19 protein-coding genes are annotated in these 20,367 nt (G+C 70.3%); 5 read left to right on the top strand and 14 right to left on the bottom strand.

All coding sequences use genetic code 11. The features are described from left to right. Positions 1-133: 133 nt before the first annotated feature. Positions 134-490 carry a hypothetical protein gene (locus ACIBJG_RS09435; protein WP_219570174.1) on the bottom strand — a complete coding sequence of 119 codons (357 nt, stop codon included), beginning with the start codon at positions 488-490 and terminating at the stop codon, positions 134-136. Between the two features lie 99 nt (positions 491-589). Further along, complete coding sequence (locus tag ACIBJG_RS09430) at positions 590-1,543, bottom strand: heme o synthase (RefSeq protein ID WP_389134369.1); 954 nt, start codon at positions 1,541-1,543, stop codon at positions 590-592. A 469-nt stretch (positions 1,544-2,012) separates the two neighbouring features. On the opposite strand from ACIBJG_RS09430, the gene tkt reads away from it, so the two are divergent. The 5 genes from tkt to pgl are packed head-to-tail and all read left to right on the top strand — an operon-like array spanning position 2,013 to position 8,586. Beyond that, positions 2,013-4,100: a transketolase gene (tkt, locus tag ACIBJG_RS09425; RefSeq protein WP_399306027.1), complete on the top strand. Its 2,088-nt coding sequence runs from the start codon at positions 2,013-2,015 to the stop codon at positions 4,098-4,100. Positions 4,101-4,134: 34 nt separating this feature from the next. Continuing rightward, complete coding sequence (gene tal / locus ACIBJG_RS09420; RefSeq protein ID WP_399306024.1) at positions 4,135-5,253, top strand: transaldolase; 1,119 nt, start codon at positions 4,135-4,137, stop codon at positions 5,251-5,253. 5 nt (positions 5,254-5,258) lie between these two features. Beyond that, complete coding sequence (gene zwf, locus ACIBJG_RS09415; protein WP_399306021.1) at positions 5,259-6,791, top strand: glucose-6-phosphate dehydrogenase; 1,533 nt, start codon at positions 5,259-5,261, stop codon at positions 6,789-6,791. Next, the gene (gene opcA, locus ACIBJG_RS09410; protein ID WP_399306019.1) at positions 6,788-7,804 is read left to right on the top strand and encodes a glucose-6-phosphate dehydrogenase assembly protein OpcA; all 1,017 of its coding nucleotides are present in this window, start codon (positions 6,788-6,790) and stop codon (positions 7,802-7,804) included. The genes zwf and opcA overlap by 4 nt, the downstream gene beginning before the upstream one ends. Continuing rightward, positions 7,801-8,586 carry a 6-phosphogluconolactonase gene (gene pgl, locus ACIBJG_RS09405; RefSeq protein WP_399306016.1) on the top strand — a complete coding sequence of 262 codons (786 nt, stop codon included), beginning with the start codon at positions 7,801-7,803 and terminating at the stop codon, positions 8,584-8,586. The genes opcA and pgl overlap by 4 nt, the downstream gene beginning before the upstream one ends. Positions 8,587-8,667: 81 nt before the next feature. On the opposite strand, the gene ACIBJG_RS09400 is transcribed toward pgl, so the two are convergent. The 12 genes from ACIBJG_RS09400 to ACIBJG_RS09345 form a co-directional block, all read right to left on the bottom strand. Further along, positions 8,668-10,227, bottom strand: a complete 1,560-nt coding sequence (locus tag ACIBJG_RS09400; RefSeq protein ID WP_399306013.1) for a PH domain-containing protein — start codon at positions 10,225-10,227, stop codon at positions 8,668-8,670. Further along, positions 10,224-10,727 (bottom strand): PH domain-containing protein, encoded by a 504-nt coding sequence (locus ACIBJG_RS09395; RefSeq protein WP_399306010.1) that lies wholly within the window; start codon positions 10,725-10,727, stop codon positions 10,224-10,226. Before ACIBJG_RS09395 ends, ACIBJG_RS09400 begins: the two co-directional genes overlap by 4 nt. Before the next feature lie 4 nt (positions 10,728-10,731). After that, positions 10,732-12,384, bottom strand: coding sequence for a glucose-6-phosphate isomerase (gene pgi, locus ACIBJG_RS09390; RefSeq protein WP_399306302.1), 1,653 nt, complete (start codon positions 12,382-12,384; stop codon positions 10,732-10,734). A gap of 172 nt (positions 12,385-12,556) precedes the next feature. Next, on the bottom strand, positions 12,557-12,892 hold the full coding sequence (locus ACIBJG_RS09385) for an RNA polymerase-binding protein RbpA (RefSeq protein ID WP_078622699.1): 336 nt from the start codon (positions 12,890-12,892) through the stop codon (positions 12,557-12,559). Positions 12,893-13,000: 108 nt separating this feature from the next. Beyond that, complete coding sequence (secG, locus tag ACIBJG_RS09380; protein WP_018104607.1) at positions 13,001-13,237, bottom strand: preprotein translocase subunit SecG; 237 nt, start codon at positions 13,235-13,237, stop codon at positions 13,001-13,003. Positions 13,238-13,347: 110 nt separating this feature from the next. Further along, complete coding sequence (gene tpiA, locus ACIBJG_RS09375; RefSeq protein ID WP_399306007.1) at positions 13,348-14,136, bottom strand: triose-phosphate isomerase; 789 nt, start codon at positions 14,134-14,136, stop codon at positions 13,348-13,350. Between the two features lie 6 nt (positions 14,137-14,142). Then, positions 14,143-15,354, bottom strand: coding sequence for a phosphoglycerate kinase (locus ACIBJG_RS09370; RefSeq protein ID WP_399306004.1), 1,212 nt, complete (start codon positions 15,352-15,354; stop codon positions 14,143-14,145). 108 nt (positions 15,355-15,462) lie between these two features. Continuing rightward, a complete protein-coding gene (gap, locus tag ACIBJG_RS09365; RefSeq protein WP_389261314.1) occupies positions 15,463-16,473 on the bottom strand; it encodes a type I glyceraldehyde-3-phosphate dehydrogenase in 1,011 nt (336 codons plus the stop codon). A 258-nt stretch (positions 16,474-16,731) separates the two neighbouring features. Then, positions 16,732-17,721: a DNA-binding protein WhiA gene (whiA, locus tag ACIBJG_RS09360; protein ID WP_399306000.1), complete on the bottom strand. Its 990-nt coding sequence runs from the start codon at positions 17,719-17,721 to the stop codon at positions 16,732-16,734. Next, positions 17,712-18,743: a uridine diphosphate-N-acetylglucosamine-binding protein YvcK gene (yvcK, locus tag ACIBJG_RS09355; RefSeq protein WP_399305997.1), complete on the bottom strand. Its 1,032-nt coding sequence runs from the start codon at positions 18,741-18,743 to the stop codon at positions 17,712-17,714. The genes whiA and yvcK overlap by 10 nt, the downstream gene beginning before the upstream one ends. Further along, positions 18,740-19,705, bottom strand: coding sequence for an RNase adapter RapZ (gene rapZ, locus ACIBJG_RS09350; protein WP_399305995.1), 966 nt, complete (start codon positions 19,703-19,705; stop codon positions 18,740-18,742). Before rapZ ends, yvcK begins: the two co-directional genes overlap by 4 nt. Further along, positions 19,702-20,367, bottom strand: a 666-nt coding sequence (locus ACIBJG_RS09345; protein ID WP_399305992.1) for a helix-hairpin-helix domain-containing protein, incomplete at its 5' end; no start/stop codon positions are given. The genes ACIBJG_RS09345 and rapZ, both read right to left, overlap by 4 nt.

The raw sequence follows: 20,367 nt of genomic DNA, 5'->3' as shown, positions 1-20,367 counted from the left end.
CGGGGGCGCGGCCCGCGCGGGCCCCCCCGCCGCCCCCCCAGCGGCCCGGTGGCCCCCGCGCGGCCCCCGGGGGCCCCCCCCCCGGGCTCCGGCCCGGGGCGGGGGCGCCCCTGTTCGCGTCGCGGACCGTTCCTCAGGCCTTGTTCGCCGGGCCGCCGATCTGGATGCCGGCCATCCGGGTCCACTCGTACGGCCCCGTGTGGACCTTCGCGGCGAACTCGCCGTCGAAGGACTCGTGCATCGTGATCCCGGACTTCTGCGCGGCGCTCTCGGCGACCGCGTACGAGGGGGCGACGAGATCGCCCCAGCCGCCGTCCTCGCCGACGAGGACGATGCGGGTGCCCATCTGCCCGATGTAGGCGAGCTGCCCCTCGGCACCGCCGTGGGCCTTCGCGAAGGCACCGATCTGCTTGGCCAGCCTGGCCGCCCTGCGCTCCGCGCGCGCCGCCTGCTTGCCGTCCACCTGCTGGGTCTCAGCCGTCTCTGCCATGCACAGGATGCTACCGATGGGTAGGTCAACGTGCGACGGGCGGGGAGCGTGGCGTGGGCCACGGTCCCCGCCCGTCGGCAGGTCGTACAGGAGCGGGTGCTACCTCAGGAAGGGATCCACTGCCACGGCGACGAACAGCAGGGACACATAGGTGATCGACCAGTGGAACAGCCGCATCTCCTTGAGCTTCCCTCCGGTCACCCCGGACTTTGCCCGGCTCAGCAGGCCGTGCGCCTCCCAGAGCCAGAAGCCGCCGGTCAGCACCGCCACCACCGTGTAGAACCAGCCGGTGTAGCCCAGCGGGGTCAGCAGCAGCGAGACGGCCACCATCACCCAGCTGTAGAGGACGATCTGGCGGGCCACCACCCGGTTGGAGGCAATGACCGGAAGCATGGGGACGCCGACCCTTGCGTAGTCGTCCTTCACCTTCATGGAGAGCGGCCAGTAGTGCGGCGGCGTCCAGAAGAAGATGACGGCGAAGAGGATCACCGCGGCCCAGGACATCGAGTTCGTCACGGCGGACCAGCCGATGAGCACCGGCATACAACCCGCGATACCGCCCCAGACGATGTTCTGCGAGGTACGGCGCTTCAGGATCATCGTGTAGACGACGACATAGAAGAGCAGGGCGCCGAGCGACAGCGCCGCCGACAGCCAGTTCACCAGCAGACCGAACCAGACCGTCGAGATCACCGCGAGGGCGATGCCGAAGGCCAGGCACTCGCGCGGGCTCACCATGCCGGTGACCAGCGGGCGCTGCGACGTACGGTCCATCAACGCGTCGATGTCGCGGTCGATGTACATGTTCAGTGCATTGGCACCGCCGGCGGACAGGTATCCGCCGACCGTGGTCGTGAGCACGAGCCACAGGTCGGGAACACCCTGAGCGGCCAGGAACATCACCGGAACAGTGGTGATCAGCAACAGCTCGATGATCCGAGGCTTGGTCAGCGCCACGAATGCCTTGACACGGGCCCCGAACGGGCGATGGCCCCCCGGGCTCGGAGTCAAGGCGACCCCTGCGGGTCGGGACTCGACGGCCGTCACGCACACCCCTGACAGAGAAATCCCAGCAAGCTCCGGGCATGAAGGCCCAGTAAAGACTTGCGCGAACCAGACCACTGTAGACGTTGGGGACACGCCGCCCTTCGCGGGGGTGGGGTCGTGTTGATGTGGCGCGGGGCGTTGCCGCCGCACACATGCGAACGCCCGCACGCGTCCCTGCGGAACACCGGTCCGCGGAGCCGCACGCACCGCTCGCACGGGTGTGCCCCAGGACACTCGCCGGAGGGTTCTCACAAGTGGGCCCGGACGCTCGTCGGAGGCCTCAGGAGTGAGCCCGCACGCTCATCGGAGTGGGCCCATCGGTGAGCCTCCCCGCTCATACGGGAGGCGGATTCGACGGGCCGCCCGCACCCTGGAAGGAGCCGGAAATCACGGCCCCTGACGGGGGTAGGCTCGACAATGCCCGGTGCGGTCACAGTCACCGGTTTACGACAGTGGAGAGGAGCCCTGACTCAGGGTGAGCACCAAGCCGACCACCACAGACCTCCAGTGGACCGAATTGGACCAGCGGGCCGTGGACACCGTCCGCGTCCTCGCCGCGGACGCCGTACAGAAGGTCGGAAACGGCCACCCGGGTACGGCCATGAGCCTGGCTCCCGCCGCGTACACCATCTTCCAGAAGGTGATGCGGCACGACCCCGCGGACGCGGAGTGGACCGGCCGCGACCGGTTCGTCCTCTCGGCGGGCCACACCAGCCTGACCCTCTACATCCAGCTCTACCTGGCCGGGTACGGCCTGGAGCTCGATGACCTGAAGGCCTTCCGCACCTGGGGCTCCAAGACCCCGGGGCACCCGGAGTACGGCCACACCACCGGTGTGGAGACGACGACCGGCCCGCTGGGCCAGGGTGTCGCCAACGCCGTGGGCATGGCCATGGCCGCCCGCTACGAGCGGGGCCTGTTCGACCCGGAGGCGGCCCCCGGCACCTCCCCCTTCGACCACATGGTGTGGGCCATCGCCGGTGACGGCTGCCTCCAGGAGGGCATCTCCGCGGAGGCGTCCTCGCTGGCCGGGCACCAGAAGCTGGGCAACCTGGTCCTGCTGTGGGACGACAACCACATCTCCATCGAGGGCGACACGGAGACCGCGGTCTCCGAGGACACTCTGAAGCGCTACGAGGCGTACGGCTGGCACGTCCAGCGCGTCGAGCAGCTGCCCGACGGCGACCTGGACCCGGCGGGTCTGTACAAGGCGCTGCTGGCCGCCAAGGCCGAGACCGAGCGCCCGTCGTTCATCGCGGCCCGCTCGATCATCGCCTGGCCGGCGCCGCACGCCCAGAACACCGAGGCCGCCCACGGCTCCGCGCTCGGCGACGACGAGGTCGCCGCGACCAAGAAGGTGCTGGGCTTCGACCCGGAGAAGTCCTTCGAGGTCGCCGACGAGGTCATCGCGCACACCCGTGAGGCGCTGGACCGCGGCCGCGAGGCCAAGGCCGAGTGGGAGAAGACCTTCGCCGCCTGGCGCACCGCCAACCCGGAGCGCGCCGCCGAGTTCGACCGGATCTCCGCGGGCGAGCTGCCCGAGGGCTGGGAGGACAAGCTCCCCGTCTTCGAGCCCGGCAAGGGCGTCGCCACCCGCGCCGCCTCCGGCAAGGTGCTCCAGGCACTCGGTGAGATCGTCCCCGAGCTGTGGGGCGGCTCCGCCGACCTCGCGGGCTCGAACAACACCACGATCGACAAGACGTCGTCGTTCCTCCCGGCAGGCAACCCGCTGCCGGGCGCGGACCCGTACGGCCGCACGATCCACTTCGGCATCCGCGAGCACGCCATGGCCGCGACCATGAACGGCATCGCGCTGCACGGCAACACGCGCATCTACGGCGGCACCTTCCTGGTGTTCTCCGACTACATGCGCAACGCCGTGCGCCTGTCCGCGCTGATGCACCTGCCGGTGACGTACGTGTGGACGCATGACTCGATCGGTCTGGGCGAGGACGGCCCGACCCACCAGCCGGTGGAGCACCTGGCCTCGCTGCGCGCCATCCCGGGCCTGAACGTGGTCCGCCCGGCCGACGCCAACGAGACGTCCATCGCCTGGCGCGAGATCCTGCGCCGCTACACCAAGGTGTTCGGCAAGGGTGCTCCGCACGGTCTGGCGCTGACCCGGCAGGGCGTGCCCACGTACGAGGCGAACGAGAACGCGGTCAAGGGCGGCTACGTGCTCTTCGAGGCCGAGGGTGGCGAGCCCCAGGTCCTGCTGATCGGTACGGGCTCCGAGGTGCACCTCGCCGTCGAGGCGCGCGAGGAGCTCCAGGCCGCCGGCATTCCGACCCGTGTGGTGTCGATGCCGTGCGTCGAGTGGTTCGAGGAGCAGGACCAGGCGTACAAGGACAGCGTTCTGCCGCCGTCCGTGAAGGCCCGTGTCGCCGTCGAGGCAGGCATCGGCCTGACCTGGTACCGGTTCGTCGGGGACGCCGGCCGGATCGTCTCGCTCGAGCACTTCGGTGCCTCGGCCGACGCCAAGGTCCTCTTCCGCGAGTTCGGCTTCACCGGCGAGGCCGTCTCGGCCGCCGCCCGGGAATCTCTCGCCGCCGTCACGCGCTGACGCCGTTATACGACTAGTAGGAGATGCAATTCTCATGACAGACGCACTCAAGCGCCTCTCCGACGAGGGCGTGGCGATCTGGCTCGACGACCTTTCGCGCAAGCGGATCACCTCGGGCAACCTCGCCGAGCTGATCGACCAGAGCCACGTCGTGGGTGTCACCACCAATCCCTCGATCTTCCAGAAGGCGATCTCGCACGGCGACGGCTACGAGCCGCAGCTCACCGACCTCGCCACCCGCAAGGTCACCGTGGACGAGGCCATCCGCATGATCACCACGGCGGACGTCCGTGACGCCGCCGACATCCTGCGTCCCGTCTTCGACGCCACGGACGGCCAGGACGGCCGGGTCTCCATCGAGGTCGACCCGCGTCTGGCCCACCACACGGCGGCCACGGTCGCCGAGGCCAAGCAGCTGGCCTGGCTGGTGGACCGGCCGAACACGCTCATCAAGATCCCGGCGACGAAGGCCGGCCTGCCGGCGATCACCGAGGTCATCGGCAAGGGCATCAGCGTCAACGTCACGCTGATCTTCTCGCTGGAGCGCTACCGCGAGGTCATGGACGCCTACCTGGCGGGTCTGGAGAAGGCGAAGGCCGCGGGCCTGGACCTCTCCAAGATCCACTCGGTGGCGTCGTTCTTCGTGTCCCGCGTGGACACCGAGATCGACAAGCGGCTCGACGCGATCGGCAGCGACGAGGCCAAGGCGGCGAAGGGCAAGTCCGCCCTCGCCAACGCGCGTCTGGCCTACGAGGCGTACGAGGAGGTCTTCGCCGGCGAGCGCTGGGCCGCCCTCGACAAGGCGCACGCCAACAAGCAGCGCCCGCTGTGGGCCTCGACCGGCGTGAAGGACCCGTCCCTCAAGGACACCCTGTACGTCGTCGACCTCGTCGCGCCGAACACGGTCAACACCATGCCGGAGGCAACTCTGGACGCGGTGGCCGACCACGGCGAGATCACCGGCAACACCGTCGCCGGTTCCTACGACCAGGGCCGTGCCGACCTCGAAGCGATCAAGAAGCTCGGGGTCAGCTACGACGACGTCGTCCAGCTCCTGGAGGACGAGGGCGTCGAGAAGTTCGAGGCCGCCTGGATCGACCTGCTCAACTCGACCGAGGCAGAGCTCAAGCGCCTCGCCCCTTCGGAGGGCTGACCACTTTGTCTGGTGTTCCCGGAGCCAACCCGCTCCGTGACGCCCAGGACCGACGGCTCCCGCGTATTGCGGGGCCGTCGGGCCTGGTCATCTTTGGCGTCACGGGCGATTTGTCCCGTAAAAAGCTGATGCCCGCCGTCTACGACCTGGCCAATCGCGGCCTGCTGCCGCCGGGCTTCTCGCTCATCGGTTTCGCGCGCCGCGAATGGCAGGACGAGGACTTCGCACAGGAGGTCCACGACGCCGTCAAGCAGCATGCCCGTACCGAGTTCCGCGAGGAGGTCTGGCAGCAGCTCATCCAGGGGATGCGCTTCGTCCAGGGCAACTTCGACGACGACGAGGCCTTCGAGACCCTGAAGGCCACCATCCAGGAGCTCGACCAGGCGCAGGGGACGGGCGGCAACTTCGCCTTCTATCTCTCCGTGCCGCCGAAGTTCTTCCCCAAGGTCGTACAGCAGCTCAAGAAGCACGGGCTCGCGGACCAGAAGGAGGGTTCCTGGCGGCGTGCCGTCATCGAGAAGCCCTTCGGTCACGACCTGAAGAGCGCGCAGGAGCTCAACCAGCTCGTGCACGACGTCTTCCCGCCCCACGAGGTCTTCCGGATCGACCACTACCTGGGCAAGGAGACGGTCCAGAACATCCTGGCGCTGCGGTTCGCCAACACGATGTTCGAGCCGATCTGGAATCGTTCGTACGTCGACCACGTCCAGATCACGATGGCCGAGGACATCGGCATCGGCGGCCGGGCCGGGTACTACGACGGCATCGGCGCCGCCCGTGACGTCATCCAGAACCACCTGCTCCAGTTGCTGGCGCTGACGGCGATGGAGGAGCCCGGCTCCTTCCACCCGAAGGCCCTGGTCGCCGAGAAGCTCAAGGTGCTCACCGCCGTGGAGCTGCCGGACGACCTCGGCAAGCACACTGTGCGCGGTCAGTACGCGCACGCGTGGCAGGGCGGCGAGGAAGTCCCCGGCTATCTGGAGGAGGACGGTATCGACCCCAAGTCGAAGACCGACACCTTCGCCGCGATCAAGCTGACGATCAACAACCGCCGCTGGGCGGGCGTGCCGTTCTACCTGCGTACCGGAAAGCGGCTCGGCCGCCGGGTCACGGAGATCGCGGTCGTCTTCAAGCGCGCCCCGTACCTCCCCTTCGAGTCCGGGGCGACGGAGGAGCTGGGCGGCAACGCCCTGGTCATCCGGGTCCAGCCGGACGAGGGCGTGACCGTGCGGTTCGGCTCCAAGGTGCCCGGCACCTCGATGGAGGTCCGGGACGTCACGATGGACTTCGCCTACGGCGAGTCCTTCACGGAGTCCAGCCCGGAGGCCTACGAGCGGCTCATCCTCGACGTGCTGCTCGGCGACGCCAACCTCTTCCCCCGGCACCAGGAGGTCGAACTCTCCTGGAACATCCTCGACCCGATCGAGGAGTACTGGGACAAGCACGGCAAGCCCGCGCAGTACCCGGCGGGCACCTGGGGCCCGGCCGAGGCGGACGAGATGCTCGCACGAGACGGACGGAGCTGGCGCCGGCCATGAAGATCGATCTCACGGAAACCACTTCCAGCAAGATCAACCAGGCGCTGGTGTCGGCCCGTCGTGCCATCGGCACCCCGGCGATCGGCATGGTGCTCACGCTCGTCATCGTCACCGACGAGGAGAACGCGTACGACGCTCTCAAGTCGGCCGGCGACGCCTCGCGCGAGCACCCCTCGCGGATCATCGCGGTGATCAAGCGCGTCAGCCGTTCGCCGCGCAGCCGGCGTGACGCCCGGCTGGACGCCGAGGTCCGGGTCGGTTCCGACGCGGGCACCGGTGAGACCGTGGTGCTGCGGCTCCACGGCGAGCTGGCCAACCACGCCCAGTCGGTGGTCCTGCCGCTGCTGCTGCCGGACGCCCCGGTCGTGGTCTGGTGGCCGGAGGACGCGCCCTCGGACCCGGCGAAGGACCCGCTGGGCGCACTCTCCCAGCGCCGGATCACGGACACCTACTCGGCGGAGCACCCGATCTCCGAGCTGGCGGTGCGCGCGAAGTCGTACACCCCGGGTGACACCGATCTGGCCTGGACCCGGATCACGGGGTGGCGCTCGATGCTGGCAGCCGCGCTCGACCAGCAGGCCGTGGACGTCGTCTCGGCGACGGTCGAGGGCGAGTCCGAGAACCCGAGCTGCGAGCTGCTGGCCATGTGGCTCGCGGACCGGCTCCAGGTCCCGGTCGAGCGCACGACGTCCGGCGGTCCCGGTCTGACGGCCGTCCGGATGGAGACCAAGAACGGCACGATCGTGCTGGACCGGGCCGACGGTTCGCTGGCCACGCTCTCCATGGTGGGACAGCCGGACCGTGCGGTGGCGCTCAAGCGCCGGGAGACCGCGGAGCTGCTCGCCGAGGAGCTGCGCCGGCTCGACCCGGACAACACCTACGAGTCCGCGGTGAAGTTCGGCGTGGAACGGCTCGGGGAGGCGGCGAAGCCCAAGGCCGCCGCATCCTCGTCACCGGCCGCGTCCGCCACCAAGAAGGCGGCCGCGCCGGCGAAGAAGGCGGCGTCGAAGTGAGCGTCGTCCCGCAGCTCGTCGTGCACCGCGACAAGGAGCTGATGGCGCAGGCCGCGGCGGCCCGGCTGATCACGAAGATCGTGGATGCCCAGGCCGCACGCGGTCACGCCTCGGTGGTGCTCACCGGCGGTCGCAACGGCAACGGCCTGCTGGCCGCACTCGCCGACGCGCCCGCCCGGGACGCGATCGACTGGCCGCGGCTCGACCTCTGGTGGGGCGACGAGCGGTTCCTGCCGGAGGGTGATCCGGAGCGCAATGTCACGCAGGCCCGCAAGGCCCTGCTGGACTCGGTGCCGCTGGACCCGTCCCGGGTGCACGCGATGCCCGCGTCGGACGGGCCCTGCGGCCAGGACGCCGATGCGGCAGCGGCCGCGTACGCCGCCGAACTGGCCGCCGCGGCCGGTCCGGAGGACCACGGCCCGGTGCCGGTGTTCGACGTGCTGATGCTGGGTGTCGGTCCGGACACCCATGTCGCGTCGCTCTTCCCCGAACTGCCCGCGGTACGGGAGACCGAGCGCACCGTCGTCGGTGTGCACGGGGCGCCCAAGCCGCCGCCCGTCCGCGTCTCGCTCACGCTGCCCGCCATCCGGGCGGCGCGCGAGGTGTGGCTGCTCGCGGCGGGCGAGGACAAGGCGGAGGCCGCGGCCATCGCCCTGTCGGGGGCCGGGGAGATCCAGGCCCCGGCAGCGGGTGCGTACGGTCGCAGCCGCACGCTGTGGCTGCTGGACGCGGCGGCGGCCTCGCGGCTGCCGCGCGCCCTGTACCCGCCGGCCTCGGCCTGAACGGCTGTCAGCGGTACTGCCCGCAGGCCCGGTTCGCTCCTCGGAGCGGACCGGGCCTGCGCGTGCAAGGGCTCTCCCGGCTCACTCCCCCGGCCGGACCCGCTCCAGGAAGGGCTCCAGCAGCCCTGGGACGGCCTCGGAGGCAAAGGCCAGCCCCTCGGACGCGTCCGCGTCGTACACCGTGTACGCGCCCGCTCCCGCGGCCGTCGTCGCGGTGACGTTCAGCACCCCGCCCCGTCGCTGGAAGTACGACTGCCGGACCGTCCAGCCGATCACCCCGGCCCGCTCCAGCGCGGCCGTGGAGCGGCGCAGGGTGCCCGAGCGCGTGACCAGGTAGCCGCCGCTGAGGGCGTGACCGAGTCCGCGGTACGCGTCACGGGCCAGCAGCACTCCGACGGGCAGCCCGACGACCGCGCAGCCGAGTGCGGTCCAGAGCAGGACGGGCGTCAGCAGGGCGCCGAGCAGGGCCTGGACCAGGACGGGTACCAGGACCGCCCAGTACGCCCGCCGCAGTCGCCGGCCGCGCGCGGCGGGCGGATGCGCGGTCAGGGCGGCACCGGTCGGGGACACCGTCTCGCGCAGCACGGCGGCGGCTGCCTCGTCGGCGACCGGCCGGGGTGCGGCCGGCAGCAGCGTGTTGTGGTCGCCGTGCTGCTCCTCGTCGTCCTTGGCCAGTCCGGTGGTGATGGCGTCGACCCGGGCGGCGCCCAGCAGCCGGACGCCGAGCGGCTCGACGAGGTCGACACCCCGCAGTCGCCGCTCCTCGATGGAGACGGACCGGGAGGTAAGCAGTCCGCGCCGGATGCGCAGGGTGCCGCCCGGTTCGCGTTCGAGGCGGTAGTTCCACCACATCTCGACCCAGAGCCCCAGCGCGCCGACGACGCCCGCGAGTGTCGCGGCGACGGCGAGGACCACGATCACGGAGGGCAGGGAGAAGTCGCGGAACCGGTCGCCGACCCACTCGATCACCTGCCCCTGTGCCCCGAACCAGTCGCTGACCTGCAGCACGGCCCCGGCCGCGGCACCGCCGAGCGCGGGTGCGACGAACGAGACGGGTGCGTAGCGGATCCAGCGCGGGTCGAGCGTGACGAGCTCGCCCTCGCGGTGGCTGCCGGACGCCTCGGTGCGAGCGCGTTCCAGGAGCGCGCGGCGCAGCCGTTCGCCCTCGGCGCGCCGGACCGGGTCGAGTTCCAGGGTGGAGTCGTCGCCGGTGTGCTCACCGGTGCCGATCCGGACGGTGACGAGGCCGAGGACGCGCTGGAGCAGGTGGGCGGTGAGGTCGACGCTGCGGATGCGTTCCCGGGCCAGGGAGCGCTTCCGGACGAGCAGGAGGCCGGTGTGGAGCTCGACCCGGTCGGCGCCGACGCGGTAGCGGGTGCGGCGCCAGCGTACGTAGTCGGCGCCGGCGCTGCCCGCGATCAGCAGGAGGGCGCCGGCCAGCACCCAGGCGAGCGCGGCGGCGAAGCCGAACCGTCCGGAGAGCCCGAGCGTGGTCGGTACGGCGGCTCCCGCCGCCACGCCCGACGTGACGAGGGCGGTGGCCAGGACCGTACGCCGGTCGAGGCGCCGCCAGTCCACCGCGGTTGAGCCGCCCCCGCTGTCGGCGACGGTGCCGCCGGGGGCGGTGTCCGCCGTGGTCATGTGGCGTCACCGGGGGTGTCCTGGGTGATCCGGGTCAGCCGCTCGGCGAGCTCGGCCGCCAGTTCGTGGTCGAGGCCCTCGATCCGGACGGCGCCCTTGGACGAGGCGGTGGTGACGGTGACCGTGGCGAGCCGGTAGAGCTGTTCGAGCGGGCCGCGCACGGTGTCCACCGTCTGGATCCGGGACATCGGCGCGATCCGCCACTCCTGCCGCAGCACCCCGGTCCGCACGTACACCGCCTCGTCCGTGACCTCCCAGCGGTGGGTACGGAACCACCAGAGCGGAACGAGGACGGCGCAGCCGACGCCGAGGACCGCGAGCACCGCGGCGGGCAGCAGCAGCCAGAACCGGGCGGACGCAATGAACGCGCCCAGCACCGCCAGAACCACCACCGGCAACGCCGTCAGCAGCAGCCACTGTGCCCGCCACCAGCCGACGGCCCGCGGGTCCAGCGTGTGCGCCGGGGCCCGCAGCCGTACCGCCCCCTCCCCCGTGGCCACGGTCTCAGCGCCCCCGCAGCTCGCGGTACGCGGCGACGAGCGCGGCGGTCGAACTGTCCAGCTGTTCGGCGCCCTTGCCCTCGGTCAGCACGGGCTCGATCTTCTTGGCGAGGACCTTGCCGAGCTCGACGCCCCACTGGTCGAAGGAGTCGATGTTCCAGACGGCACCCTGGACGAAGACCTTGTGCTCGTACAGCGCGATCAGCTGGCCGAGCACGGACGGGGTCAGCCGGTCGGCGAGGATCGTCGTCGTCGGGTGGTTGCCGCGGAACGTCTTGTGCGGCACCAGTTCCTCGGGGACTCCCTCGGCCCGCACCTCGTCCGGCGTCTTGCCGAAGGCCAGGGCCTGGGTCTGGGCGAAGAAGTTGGCCATCAGCAGGTCGTGCTGGGCGACCAGGCCGGGCAGCAGGGCCTCGACCGGCTCGGCGAAGCCGATGAAGTCGGCCGGGATGACCTTGGTGCCCTGGTGGATCAGCTGGTAGTAGGCGTGCTGGCCGTTGGTGCCGGGGGTACCCCAGACGACGGGACCGGTCTGCCAGTCGACCGGGTTGCCGTCCCGGTCCACGGACTTGCCGTTGGACTCCATGTCGAGCTGCTGCAAGTACGCCGTGAACTTGGACAGATAGTGGCTGTAGGGCAGCACGGCGTGCGACTGGGCGTCGAAGAACGCGCCGTACCAGACGCCCAGCAGGCCCAGCAGCAGCGGGACGTTCTCCTCGGCCGGGGCGGTGCGGAAGTGCTCGTCGACGAGGTGGAAGCCGTCGAGCATCTCGCGGAACCGGTCCGGACCGATGGCGATCATCAGCGAGAGACCGATGGCCGAGTCGTACGAGTAGCGGCCGCCGACCCAGTCCCAGAACTCGAACATGTTGGCGGTGTCGATGCCGAAGTCGGCGACCTTCTCCGCGTTCGTCGACAGGGCCACGAAGTGCTTGGCCACCGCGTCCTGACCGGCCCTCAGGCCGGTCAGCAGCCAGTCGCGGGCCGAGGTGGCGTTGGTGATCGTCTCGATCGTGGTGAAGGTCTTCGACGCGATGACGAAGAGCGTCTCGGCCGGATCGAGGTCGTGCACGGCCTCGTGCAGGTCGGCGCCGTCGACGTTGGAGACGAAGCGGACGGTGAGCGAGCGGTCCGTGAAGGAGCGCAGCACCTCGTACGCCATCGCGGGGCCGAGATCGGAGCCGCCGATGCCGATGTTGACGATGTTCTTGATCGGCTTGCCGGTGTGGCCGGTCCACTCGCCGGACCTGACACGGTCGGAGAAGGCGGCCATCTTGTCGAGCACGGCGTGCACGGCGGGCACCACGTTCTCGCCGTCGGCCTCGATCACGGCATCGCGCGGGGCGCGGAGCGCGGTGTGCAGGACGGCGCGGTCCTCGGTGGTGTTGATCCTGTCGCCGCGGAACATCGCGTCGCGCAGCTCGGCGACGCCGGTGGCCGCGGCGAGCTCACGGAGCAGCCGGAGCGTCTCGTCGGTGAGCAGCTGCTTGGAGTAGTCGACGTACAGATCGCCGACGCGCAGGGTGTATCCCGTGCCGCGCTCCGGATCGTCCGCGAACAGCTGTCGCAGATGGGTCGTCCCGAGCTGCTCACGGTGCTTTCCCAGCGCGGTCCATTCCGGCGTCTGGTTGAGCCTGGTTCGACTTTGTGCGTTCATCCCGGACATCAGCCCACTTCTCTCGTCACCGCAGTTCCCCGCTGCCCCTCCAACTTAATTGATCAGGGCGGCGGACGGGACAACGGCGGGCTGCGGCACGGCAGAAGCGTTCCGGCCGGGCACCCTGGGGGTGTCCGGCCGGTGAACAACTTCTGCGGAGGCACGAGGGGTGTCAGATCTCGCCGCGGAGTTTGGCAAGGGCCTCGGCGAGGATGGCCTCGCCGTCCGCGTCGCTGCGGCGCTCGCGCACGTACGCCAGATGCGTCTTGTACGGCTCGGTGCGCGGCGGGTCCGGCGGGCTGTCCCGGTCCTGGCCGGCCGGGAATCCACAGCGCGGGCAGTCCCAGGTCTCCGGTACCTGCGCGTCATGGGCGAAGCTCGGCTGCGTCTCGTGCCCGTTCGAGCACCAGAAGGAGATGCGGGCCCGGGGCGCGGACTCGCCGCGCTCGGCCTCCCCCATCGGCCCCGCTCCGACCCGGCTTCCCCGGATCGCGTTGCCACTTGCCACGGTCGTAACTCCCTGCGTGATGGTGCTCGAAGATGCCCCAGTCTACGTAAGGCCCAACGCGCGTCCAGTGGTTGGAGTTACACCCTCACCGGAATCGCGTACGACGGGTCAGTTGTCCAGCTTGATGAGCAGACCAAGCACCACGATGCACGCGAACCATCCCAGACCGACCACGACGGTGATCCGGTCGAGGTTGCGCTCGGCGACCGAGGAACCGCCGACGGAGGACTGCATTCCGCCACCGAACATGTCGGAAAGTCCGCCGCCCTTCCCCTTGTGCATCAGCACCAGCAGCATCAGCAGCAGGCTGAAGACGATCAGGGCGATCTCGAACCCCAAAATCACGGCTGGTCCCTACTTTCCGGAATTCCTGACTGCATGTGCGAACAACGGGGGCCGGGAGGATGCCCTCCTCGGCCCCCGCTAGGGTACGACGGATCCGCGCTACCGCATACTCACTGGTCGCGGAAGCGGACGATCTTGACGAACTCGTCGGCGTCCAGTGCGGCGCCGCCGATCAGCGCGCCGTCCACATCGGGCTGCGCCATGATCGCGGCCACGTTGCCGGACTTCACCGAGCCGCCGTACTGGATGCGGACCGCGTCGGCCAGCTCCTGCGAGTACAGCTCGGCGAGGCGGACACGGATCGCGCCGCAGACCTCCTGCGCGTCCTCGGGGGTGGCGACCTCGCCGGTGCCGATGGCCCAGACCGGCTCGTACGCGACCACGATGGTCTCGGCCTGCTCGGCCGGGATGTCCTTCAGCGCACCGTCGAGCTGCGCGAGCGTGTACGCGACCTGGTCACCGGCCTTGCGGATGTCCAGGCCCTCGCCGACGCAGAGGATCGGGGTCAGGCCGTGCTTGTACGCGGCCTTCACCTTGGCGTTGCAGACCTCGTCGGTCTCCGCGTGGTACCGGCGGCGCTCGCTGTGGCCGACGGCGACGAAGGTGCACTTCAGCTTGGCGAGCATCGGGCCGGAGATCTCACCGGTGTACGCGCCGGAGTCGTGCGCCGAGATGTCCTGGGCGCCGTACTTGATCTTCAGCTTGTCGCCGTCGACCAGCGTCTGCACGGAGCGCAGGTCGGTGAAGGGAGGCAGGACGGCGACCTCTACGGCGTCGTAGTCCTTGTCGGCCAGGGCGAAGGCGAGCTTCTGGACGTGGGCGATGGCCTCGAGGTGGTTGAGGTTCATCTTCCAGTTGCCCGCCATCAGCGGGGTCCGGCCTTGGGCGGTAGCAGTCATGAAAGGTCAGTCCTCCAGTGCGGCGAGGCCGGGAAGCGTCTTGCCCTCGAGGTATTCGAGGCTGGCGCCGCCACCGGTCGAGATGTGTCCGAACGCGTTCTCGTCGAAGCCCAGGATGCGGACCGCGGCGGCGGAGTCGCCACCGCCGACCACACTGAAGCCCGAGGAGTCGACGAGGGCCTGGGCGACGGCCCTGGTTCCCTCGGCGAAGTCGGGGTGCTCGAAGACGCCCATCGGGCCGTTCCAGAAGACGGTGGCCGCGTCGGCGAGCTTCGATGCGTAGAGCTTGTTGGTCTCCGGGCCGTTGTCCAGACCCATCTGCCCGGCCGGCATGGCGTCGGCGGCGACGGTGGACGGGTTGGCCGGGGCCTTGGTCTTGAGGTCCGGGAACGCCGGGGCGACCACGACGTCGACGGGGAGCACGAACTCCACGCCCTTCTCCTCGGCGCGCTTGAGGTACTCCAGCACCACCGGGATCTGGTCCTCCTGCAGCAGCGAGCTGCCGACCTCGTGGCCCTGGGCCTTGAGGAAGGTGTACGCCATGCCGCCGCCGATGAGGATGCGGTCGGCCCGCTCCAGGAGGTGGTCGATGACGCCGAGCTTGTCGGAGACCTTGGCGCCGCCGAGCACCACGGCGTACGGGCGCTGCACGTCGTCGGTCAGCTTCTTCAGGACGCCGACCTCGGTGGCGATCAGGTCGCCCGCGGCGTGCGGCAGCCGGGCCGGGAGGTCGAAGACCGAGGCGTGCTTGCGGTGGACGGCTCCGAAGCCGTCGCCCACGTACAGATCGGCGAGCTCGGCCAGCTGGTCGGCGAAGGCGCCGCGCTCTGCGTCGTCCTTCGACGTCTCGCCGGCGTTGAAGCGGAGGTTCTCGATGACGGCGACCTGGCCGTCGGTGAGCGCGGCGACGGTGGCGCGGGCGGACTCGCCGACCGTGTCGGTCGCGAAGGCCACGCCGGTCCCGAGCAGCTCACCGAGGCGGGCGGCCGCGGGCGCCAGCGAGAACGCCGGGTCCGGGGCGCCCTTGGGGCGGCCGAGGTGCGAGGCGACGACGACCCGGGCGCCGGCCGCTGCCAGCTTCTCGATGGTCGGCTGGACGGCACGGATGCGGCCGTCGTCGGTGATGGTGGTGCCGCTGAGCGGCACGTTGAGGTCGGCGCGGACGAATACGCGCTTGCCGGTGACCCCTTCGGCGAGAAGTTCGTCGATCGTCTTCATCTGTCTGGACTCCTTGGAGGACGAGGGAGCATGCAGCGGGGCCCGAACGGCGCTGCGTTGCGCTGTTCGAGCCCCGTGCTCACATCGAGGTGCCTGCCGATCCGAGGATCAGAGCTGGCCGCCGACGAAGACGGTCAGGTCGACGAGGCGGTTGGAGTAACCCCACTCGTTGTCGTACCAGCCGAGGATCTTCACCGTGCTGCCCTCCTGGACCATGGTCAGGGAGGAGTCGAAGGTGCAGGACGACGGGTCGCCGACGATGTCCGAGGACACGATCGGGTCCTCGGTGTACGTCAGGAAACCCTTGAGGTCGCCGTCGTCGGACGCCTTCTTGAACGCGGCGTTGACCTCGTCCTTGGTGACCTCGCGCTGCAGGGTCACGACGAGGTCGGTGGCGGAACCGGTCGGGACCGGGACGCGCATCGCGATGCCGTCGAGCTTGCCCTTGAGCTGCGGCAGGACCAGGGCGGTGGCCTTGGCGGCACCCGTCGTGGTCGGAATGATGTTCTCGGCGGCGGCGCGGGCGCGGCGCAGGTCCGAGTGCGGGAAGTCCAGGATCCGCTGGTCGTTCGTGTACGCGTGGACCGTCGTCATCAGGCCCTTGACGATGCCGAAGTTCTCGTCGAGAACCTTGGCCATCGGCGCCACACAGTTGGTGGTGCAGGAGGCGTTGGAGATGACGTGGTGGTTGGCCGCGTCGTACTTGTCCTGGTTGACGCCCATCACGATGGTGATGTCCTCGTCCTTGGCCGGAGCCGAGATGAGGACCTTCTTGGCGCCGCCCGCGATGTGCTTGGCGGCGTCGGCCTTCTTGGTGAAGATGCCGGTCGACTCGATGACGATGTCGACGCCCAGCTCACCCCACGGAATGTCCGCCGGGTTGCGCTCGGAGAGCACCTTGATGGTGTGACCGTCGACGGTGATGGTGTCGGCGGTGTGGCTCACCTCTGCCTTGAGACGACCCAGAATGGTGTCGTACTTCAGCAGGTGGGCCGTGGTCGCAGTGTCACCCAGGTCGTTGACAGCCACGATCTCGATGTCCGCACCCTGCTCCAGCAGCGCGCGGAAGTAGTTACGACCGATGCGGCCAAAGCCGTTGATGCCTACGCGGATCGTCACGAACCGATCTCCTCGTTAGGTACGCCGGTTTTCGACGCCGGCGAGTTGTATGGGATGTCCCCGACCGCCTCCGACCCTACCTCTCCGAAGCCCTCGGGGTGACATCGAGCAGGGCCGCAGGAACGGCGGAGGCCCGTACTCCCCAGTAGGAGTACGGGCCTCCGGTTGTCCTCGCCCGCCTGCTGCGACGATTACGCAGCGTCAACACCCGCGGGTGTGCGGCGCGTTCCCGCCGCGGCTCGTCGGCGGGGGTGCGGATCAGCCGACCAGGTTGTCGGCCAGCTCTTCGCTGAGAGTGGATTCCGTGCTGGGGATCCCGAGGTCCTGGGCCCGCTTGTCGGCCATCGCGAGCAGCCGGCGGATCCGGCCCGCGACGGCGTCCTTGGTCAGCGGCGGGTCGGCGAGGGCGCCCAGCTCCTCCAGGGAGGCCTGCTTGTGCTCCATGCGCAGCCGTCCGGCCGCCGCGAGGTGCTCGGGGACCTCCTCGCCGAGGATCTCCAGCGCGCGTCCCACCCGGGCGCCCGCGGCGACCGCGGCCCGGGCGGACCGGCGGAGGTTCGCGTCGTCGAAGTTGGCGAGCCGGTTGGCGGTGGCGCGGACCTCACGGCGCATCCGCCGCTCCTCCCAGGCCAGCACCGACTCATGGGCGCCGAGCCGGGTGAGCAGGGCGCCGATCGCGTCGCCGTCACGGACGACGACCCGGTCCACGCCGCGCACCTCACGGGCCTTCGCCGCGATGGAGAGCCTGCGGGCGGCGCCGACCAGCGCGAGCGCGGCCTCCGGGCCCGGGCAGGTCACCTCCAGCGAGGAGGAGCGGCCCGGCTCGGTGAGCGAGCCGTGGGCCAGGAAGGCCCCGCGCCAGGCGGCCTCGGCATCGCAGGTGGCCCCCGAGACCACCTGCGGGGGGAGTCCGCGGATGGGCCGGCCGCGGCCGTCCACCAGGCCGGTCTGACGGGCCAGCTGGTCGCCGCCCGCCACCACCCGCACGACATAGCGGGAACCGCGCCGGAGCCCGCCGGGGGCCATCACGATCAGCTCCGAGCTGTGCCCGAAGATCTCGAGAATGTCCCGCTTCAGCCGGCGCGCCGCCATCGCGGTGTCCAGCTCAGCCTCGATCACAATCCGGCCGCTCACCAGGTGCAGCCCACCCGCGAACCGAAGAATCGCCGAGACTTCTGCCTTCCTGCAGCAGGTCCGGGTTACGGGAAGCCGAGAGATTTCGTCCTTCACCGCTGGCGTCATCGCCATGGGCCGATCCTTCCATGCATCCGAAAAATACGGTCGTACGCGGCAGCCAACAGCTCCGGATCATGAATCGGATCGCCGTCGGGTGAGGCCACGGGCGCCAGCTCGACCGCGGCGCCGAGCCGTTTTGCGGCGTCGGCGAGGGACTCGCGGTCGGGCACGGCGGCCTCGTCGGCCAGCACCACGTCCAGGGCGAGTTTAGGGGCGTGTCGTCCCAAAACCTCCAAATGACGCTGCGGAGAGAAGCCATCTGTTTCACCGGGTTGCGGTGCGAGGTTCAGCGAGAGGACCTTCCGGGCCTTCGTTTCGATCAGTGCGTCCAGCAGATCGGGCACAAGCAGATGCGGAATGACCGAGGAGAACCAGGACCCGGGACCGAGCACCACCCAGTCCGCGTCCAGGACCGCGGCGACCGCCTCGGGGACGGCCGGCGGGTCGTGCGGGACCACGTGCACGGACTGGACCTCGCCCGGGGTGAGAGCCACGGTGGCCTGGCCGCGCACCGTGTCCACCCGGTCCGGATGCTCCGGGTCGTGGCCCTTCACGAGCGCCTGGAGCTCGAGCGGCACGGCGGACATCGGCAGCACCCGGCCGTGCGCGCCCAGGAGCTTGCCGACCAGGTCCAGGGCCTGTACGTGGTCGCCGAGCTGCTCCCACAGGGCGACGATCAGCAGATTGCCGACCGCGTGCTCGTGCAGGTCGCCCTTGGACTGAAAGCGGTGCTGGATGACCTGGGCCCACGTCTGGCCCCAGTCGTCGTCACCGCACAGCGCGGCGAGCGCCTTGCGCAGGTCGCCGGGCGGCAGGACGCCCAGCTCCTCGCGGAGCCGGCCGCTGGATCCGCCGTCGTCGGCGACGGTGACCACGGCGGTCAGGTCGCCGGTGATCCGCCGCAGCGCGGTGAGCGAGGCGGACAGGCCCATGCCGCCACCGAGGGCGACGACCTTGGGCTGTGCGCCGCGCTTGCGGCCGGACAGCGGGGTGCCTCTGCGCAGTCTGCGCAGACGCATGTTGCGACTGGTCACTCGCGCCCCATGTCCCGGTGTACGAGCACGGTCTCGATGCCCTCGGCGGCGAGCCGGGCGGACAGCTTCTCCGACATGGCCACGGAGCGGTGCTTGCCGCCCGTGCAGCCGACGGCGATGGTCACGTACCGCTTGCCCTCGCGGCGGTAGCCCGCGGCGACGAGCTGGAGCAGCTCCGTGTACTGGTTGAGGAACTCCTTGGCGCCCGGCTGGTCGAAGACGTACGCGGACACCTCCTCGTTGAGCCCGGTGAAGGGGCGCAGTTCGGGGACCCAGTGCGGATTGGGCAGGAAGCGGCAGTCCACCACCAGGTCGGCGTCGACGGGCAGCCCGTACTTGAAGCCGAAGGACATCACGGTGGCGCGGAGCTCCGGCTCCTCGTCGCCCGCGAACTGGGCGTCCATCTTGGCGCGCAGTTCGTGCACGTTGAGGCTGGAGGTGTCGATCACCAGGTCGGCGTCGCCGCGCAGCTCCCGCAGCAGGTCGCGCTCGGCGGCGATCCCGTCGACGATGCGGCCGTCGCCCTGGAGGGGGTGCGGCCGGCGGACCGACTCGAAGCGGCGGACCAGGGCGTCGTCGGAGGACTCCAGGAAGACGATCCGGCGGGTGACGCCCTTGGCCTCCAGGTCGGCGAGGGACTCCCGCAGGTTGTCGAAGAAGCGGCGGCCCCGGACATCGACGACGACCGCGATCCGCGCCACGTTGCCCTGCGAGCGGGCGCCGAGCTCCACCATGGTGGGGATCAGCGCGGGCGGCAGGTTGTCGACGACGAACCAGCCGAGGTCCTCCAGACACTTGGCCGCCGTACTGCGGCCGGCGCCCGACATTCCGGAGATGATCACCAGCTCCGGGATGGCCACCGTGCTGTCGCCCGTCTCGATCGAGGTGCCCGTACTCACGTCTGCTGCTCCGTCTGCTCGGTCTGTGCGGTCGTGCCCGTGTTCATTCTCGTTCCCGGTCATGTCGTGCTGCCCCCGTCGTCCTCTTCAATGATCTCTCCTGTGGCCGTGTTCACGGCGGGCGTGGCCGGGGCGGCCGCGGCGAGGGCGACAGCCACTGATTCCGCCGTCCTGCGGCCTATCCCCGGAACCTCGCAGATCTCGTCGATTGTCGCCTGCCTCAGCTTCTTCACGGAGCCGAAATGCTTGATCAGGGCCTGCTTCCGGGTCTCTCCCAGACCCGCGACCGCGTCCAGGGGGCTGGAGCGGATGCGCTTGGCCCGTTTGGCGCGCTGGTAGGTGATGGCGAAGCGGTGTGCCTCGTCGCGGACGCGCTGGAGGAGGTAGAGGCCCTCGCTGGAGCGGGGCAGGACCACCGGGTCGTCGTCGTCGGGCAGCCAGACCTCTTCGAGGCGCTTGGCCAGGCCGCAGACCGCGATGTCGTCGATCCCCAGCTCGTCCAGGGCGCGCTTGGCCGCGGCGACCTGGGGCTGTCCGCCGTCGACCACCAGGAGCTGCGGCGGGTAGGCGAACCGCTTGGGCCGGCCGTCGTCCTCACGGGGCTCGGCGGGTTCCGCGGGTTCGCCTGCCGCGGGACCGGCCGGTACGGGGCCGGTGGGGGCCGGGCCGATGGGGGCCGGGCCGATGGGGGCCGGGCCGATGGGGGCCGGGCCGTCGGTGGCGGA

The organism is Streptomyces sp. NPDC050422 (assembly GCF_044458665.1).
GTDB lineage: Bacteria > Actinomycetota > Actinomycetes > Streptomycetales > Streptomycetaceae > Streptomyces.
This window is presented reverse-complemented; position numbering and strand designations above follow the sequence as displayed.

Bases quoted from the DNA above. Each gene is read 5' to 3' on its own strand.
- tpiA (WP_399306007.1), bottom strand. From the start codon at position 14,136: ATGACTGCTACCGCCCAAGGCCGGACCCCGCTGATGGCGGGCAACTGG.
- pgi (WP_399306302.1), bottom strand. From the start codon at position 12,384: ATGAACGCACAAAGTCGAACCAGGCTCAACCAGACGCCGGAATGGACC.
- ACIBJG_RS09370 (WP_399306004.1), bottom strand. From the start codon at position 15,354: ATGAAGACGATCGACGAACTTCTCGCCGAAGGGGTCACCGGCAAGCGC.
- ACIBJG_RS09435 (WP_219570174.1), bottom strand. From the start codon at position 490: ATGGCAGAGACGGCTGAGACCCAGCAGGTGGACGGCAAGCAGGCGGCG.
- rapZ (WP_399305995.1), bottom strand. From the start codon at position 19,705: ATGACCGGGAACGAGAATGAACACGGGCACGACCGCACAGACCGAGCA.
- tal (WP_399306024.1), top strand. From the start codon at position 4,135: ATGACAGACGCACTCAAGCGCCTCTCCGACGAGGGCGTGGCGATCTGG.
- ACIBJG_RS09400 (WP_399306013.1), bottom strand. From the start codon at position 10,227: ATGACCACGGCGGACACCGCCCCCGGCGGCACCGTCGCCGACAGCGGG.
- whiA (WP_399306000.1), bottom strand. From the start codon at position 17,721: ATGGCGATGACGCCAGCGGTGAAGGACGAAATCTCTCGGCTTCCCGTA.
- opcA (WP_399306019.1), top strand. From the start codon at position 6,788: ATGAAGATCGATCTCACGGAAACCACTTCCAGCAAGATCAACCAGGCG.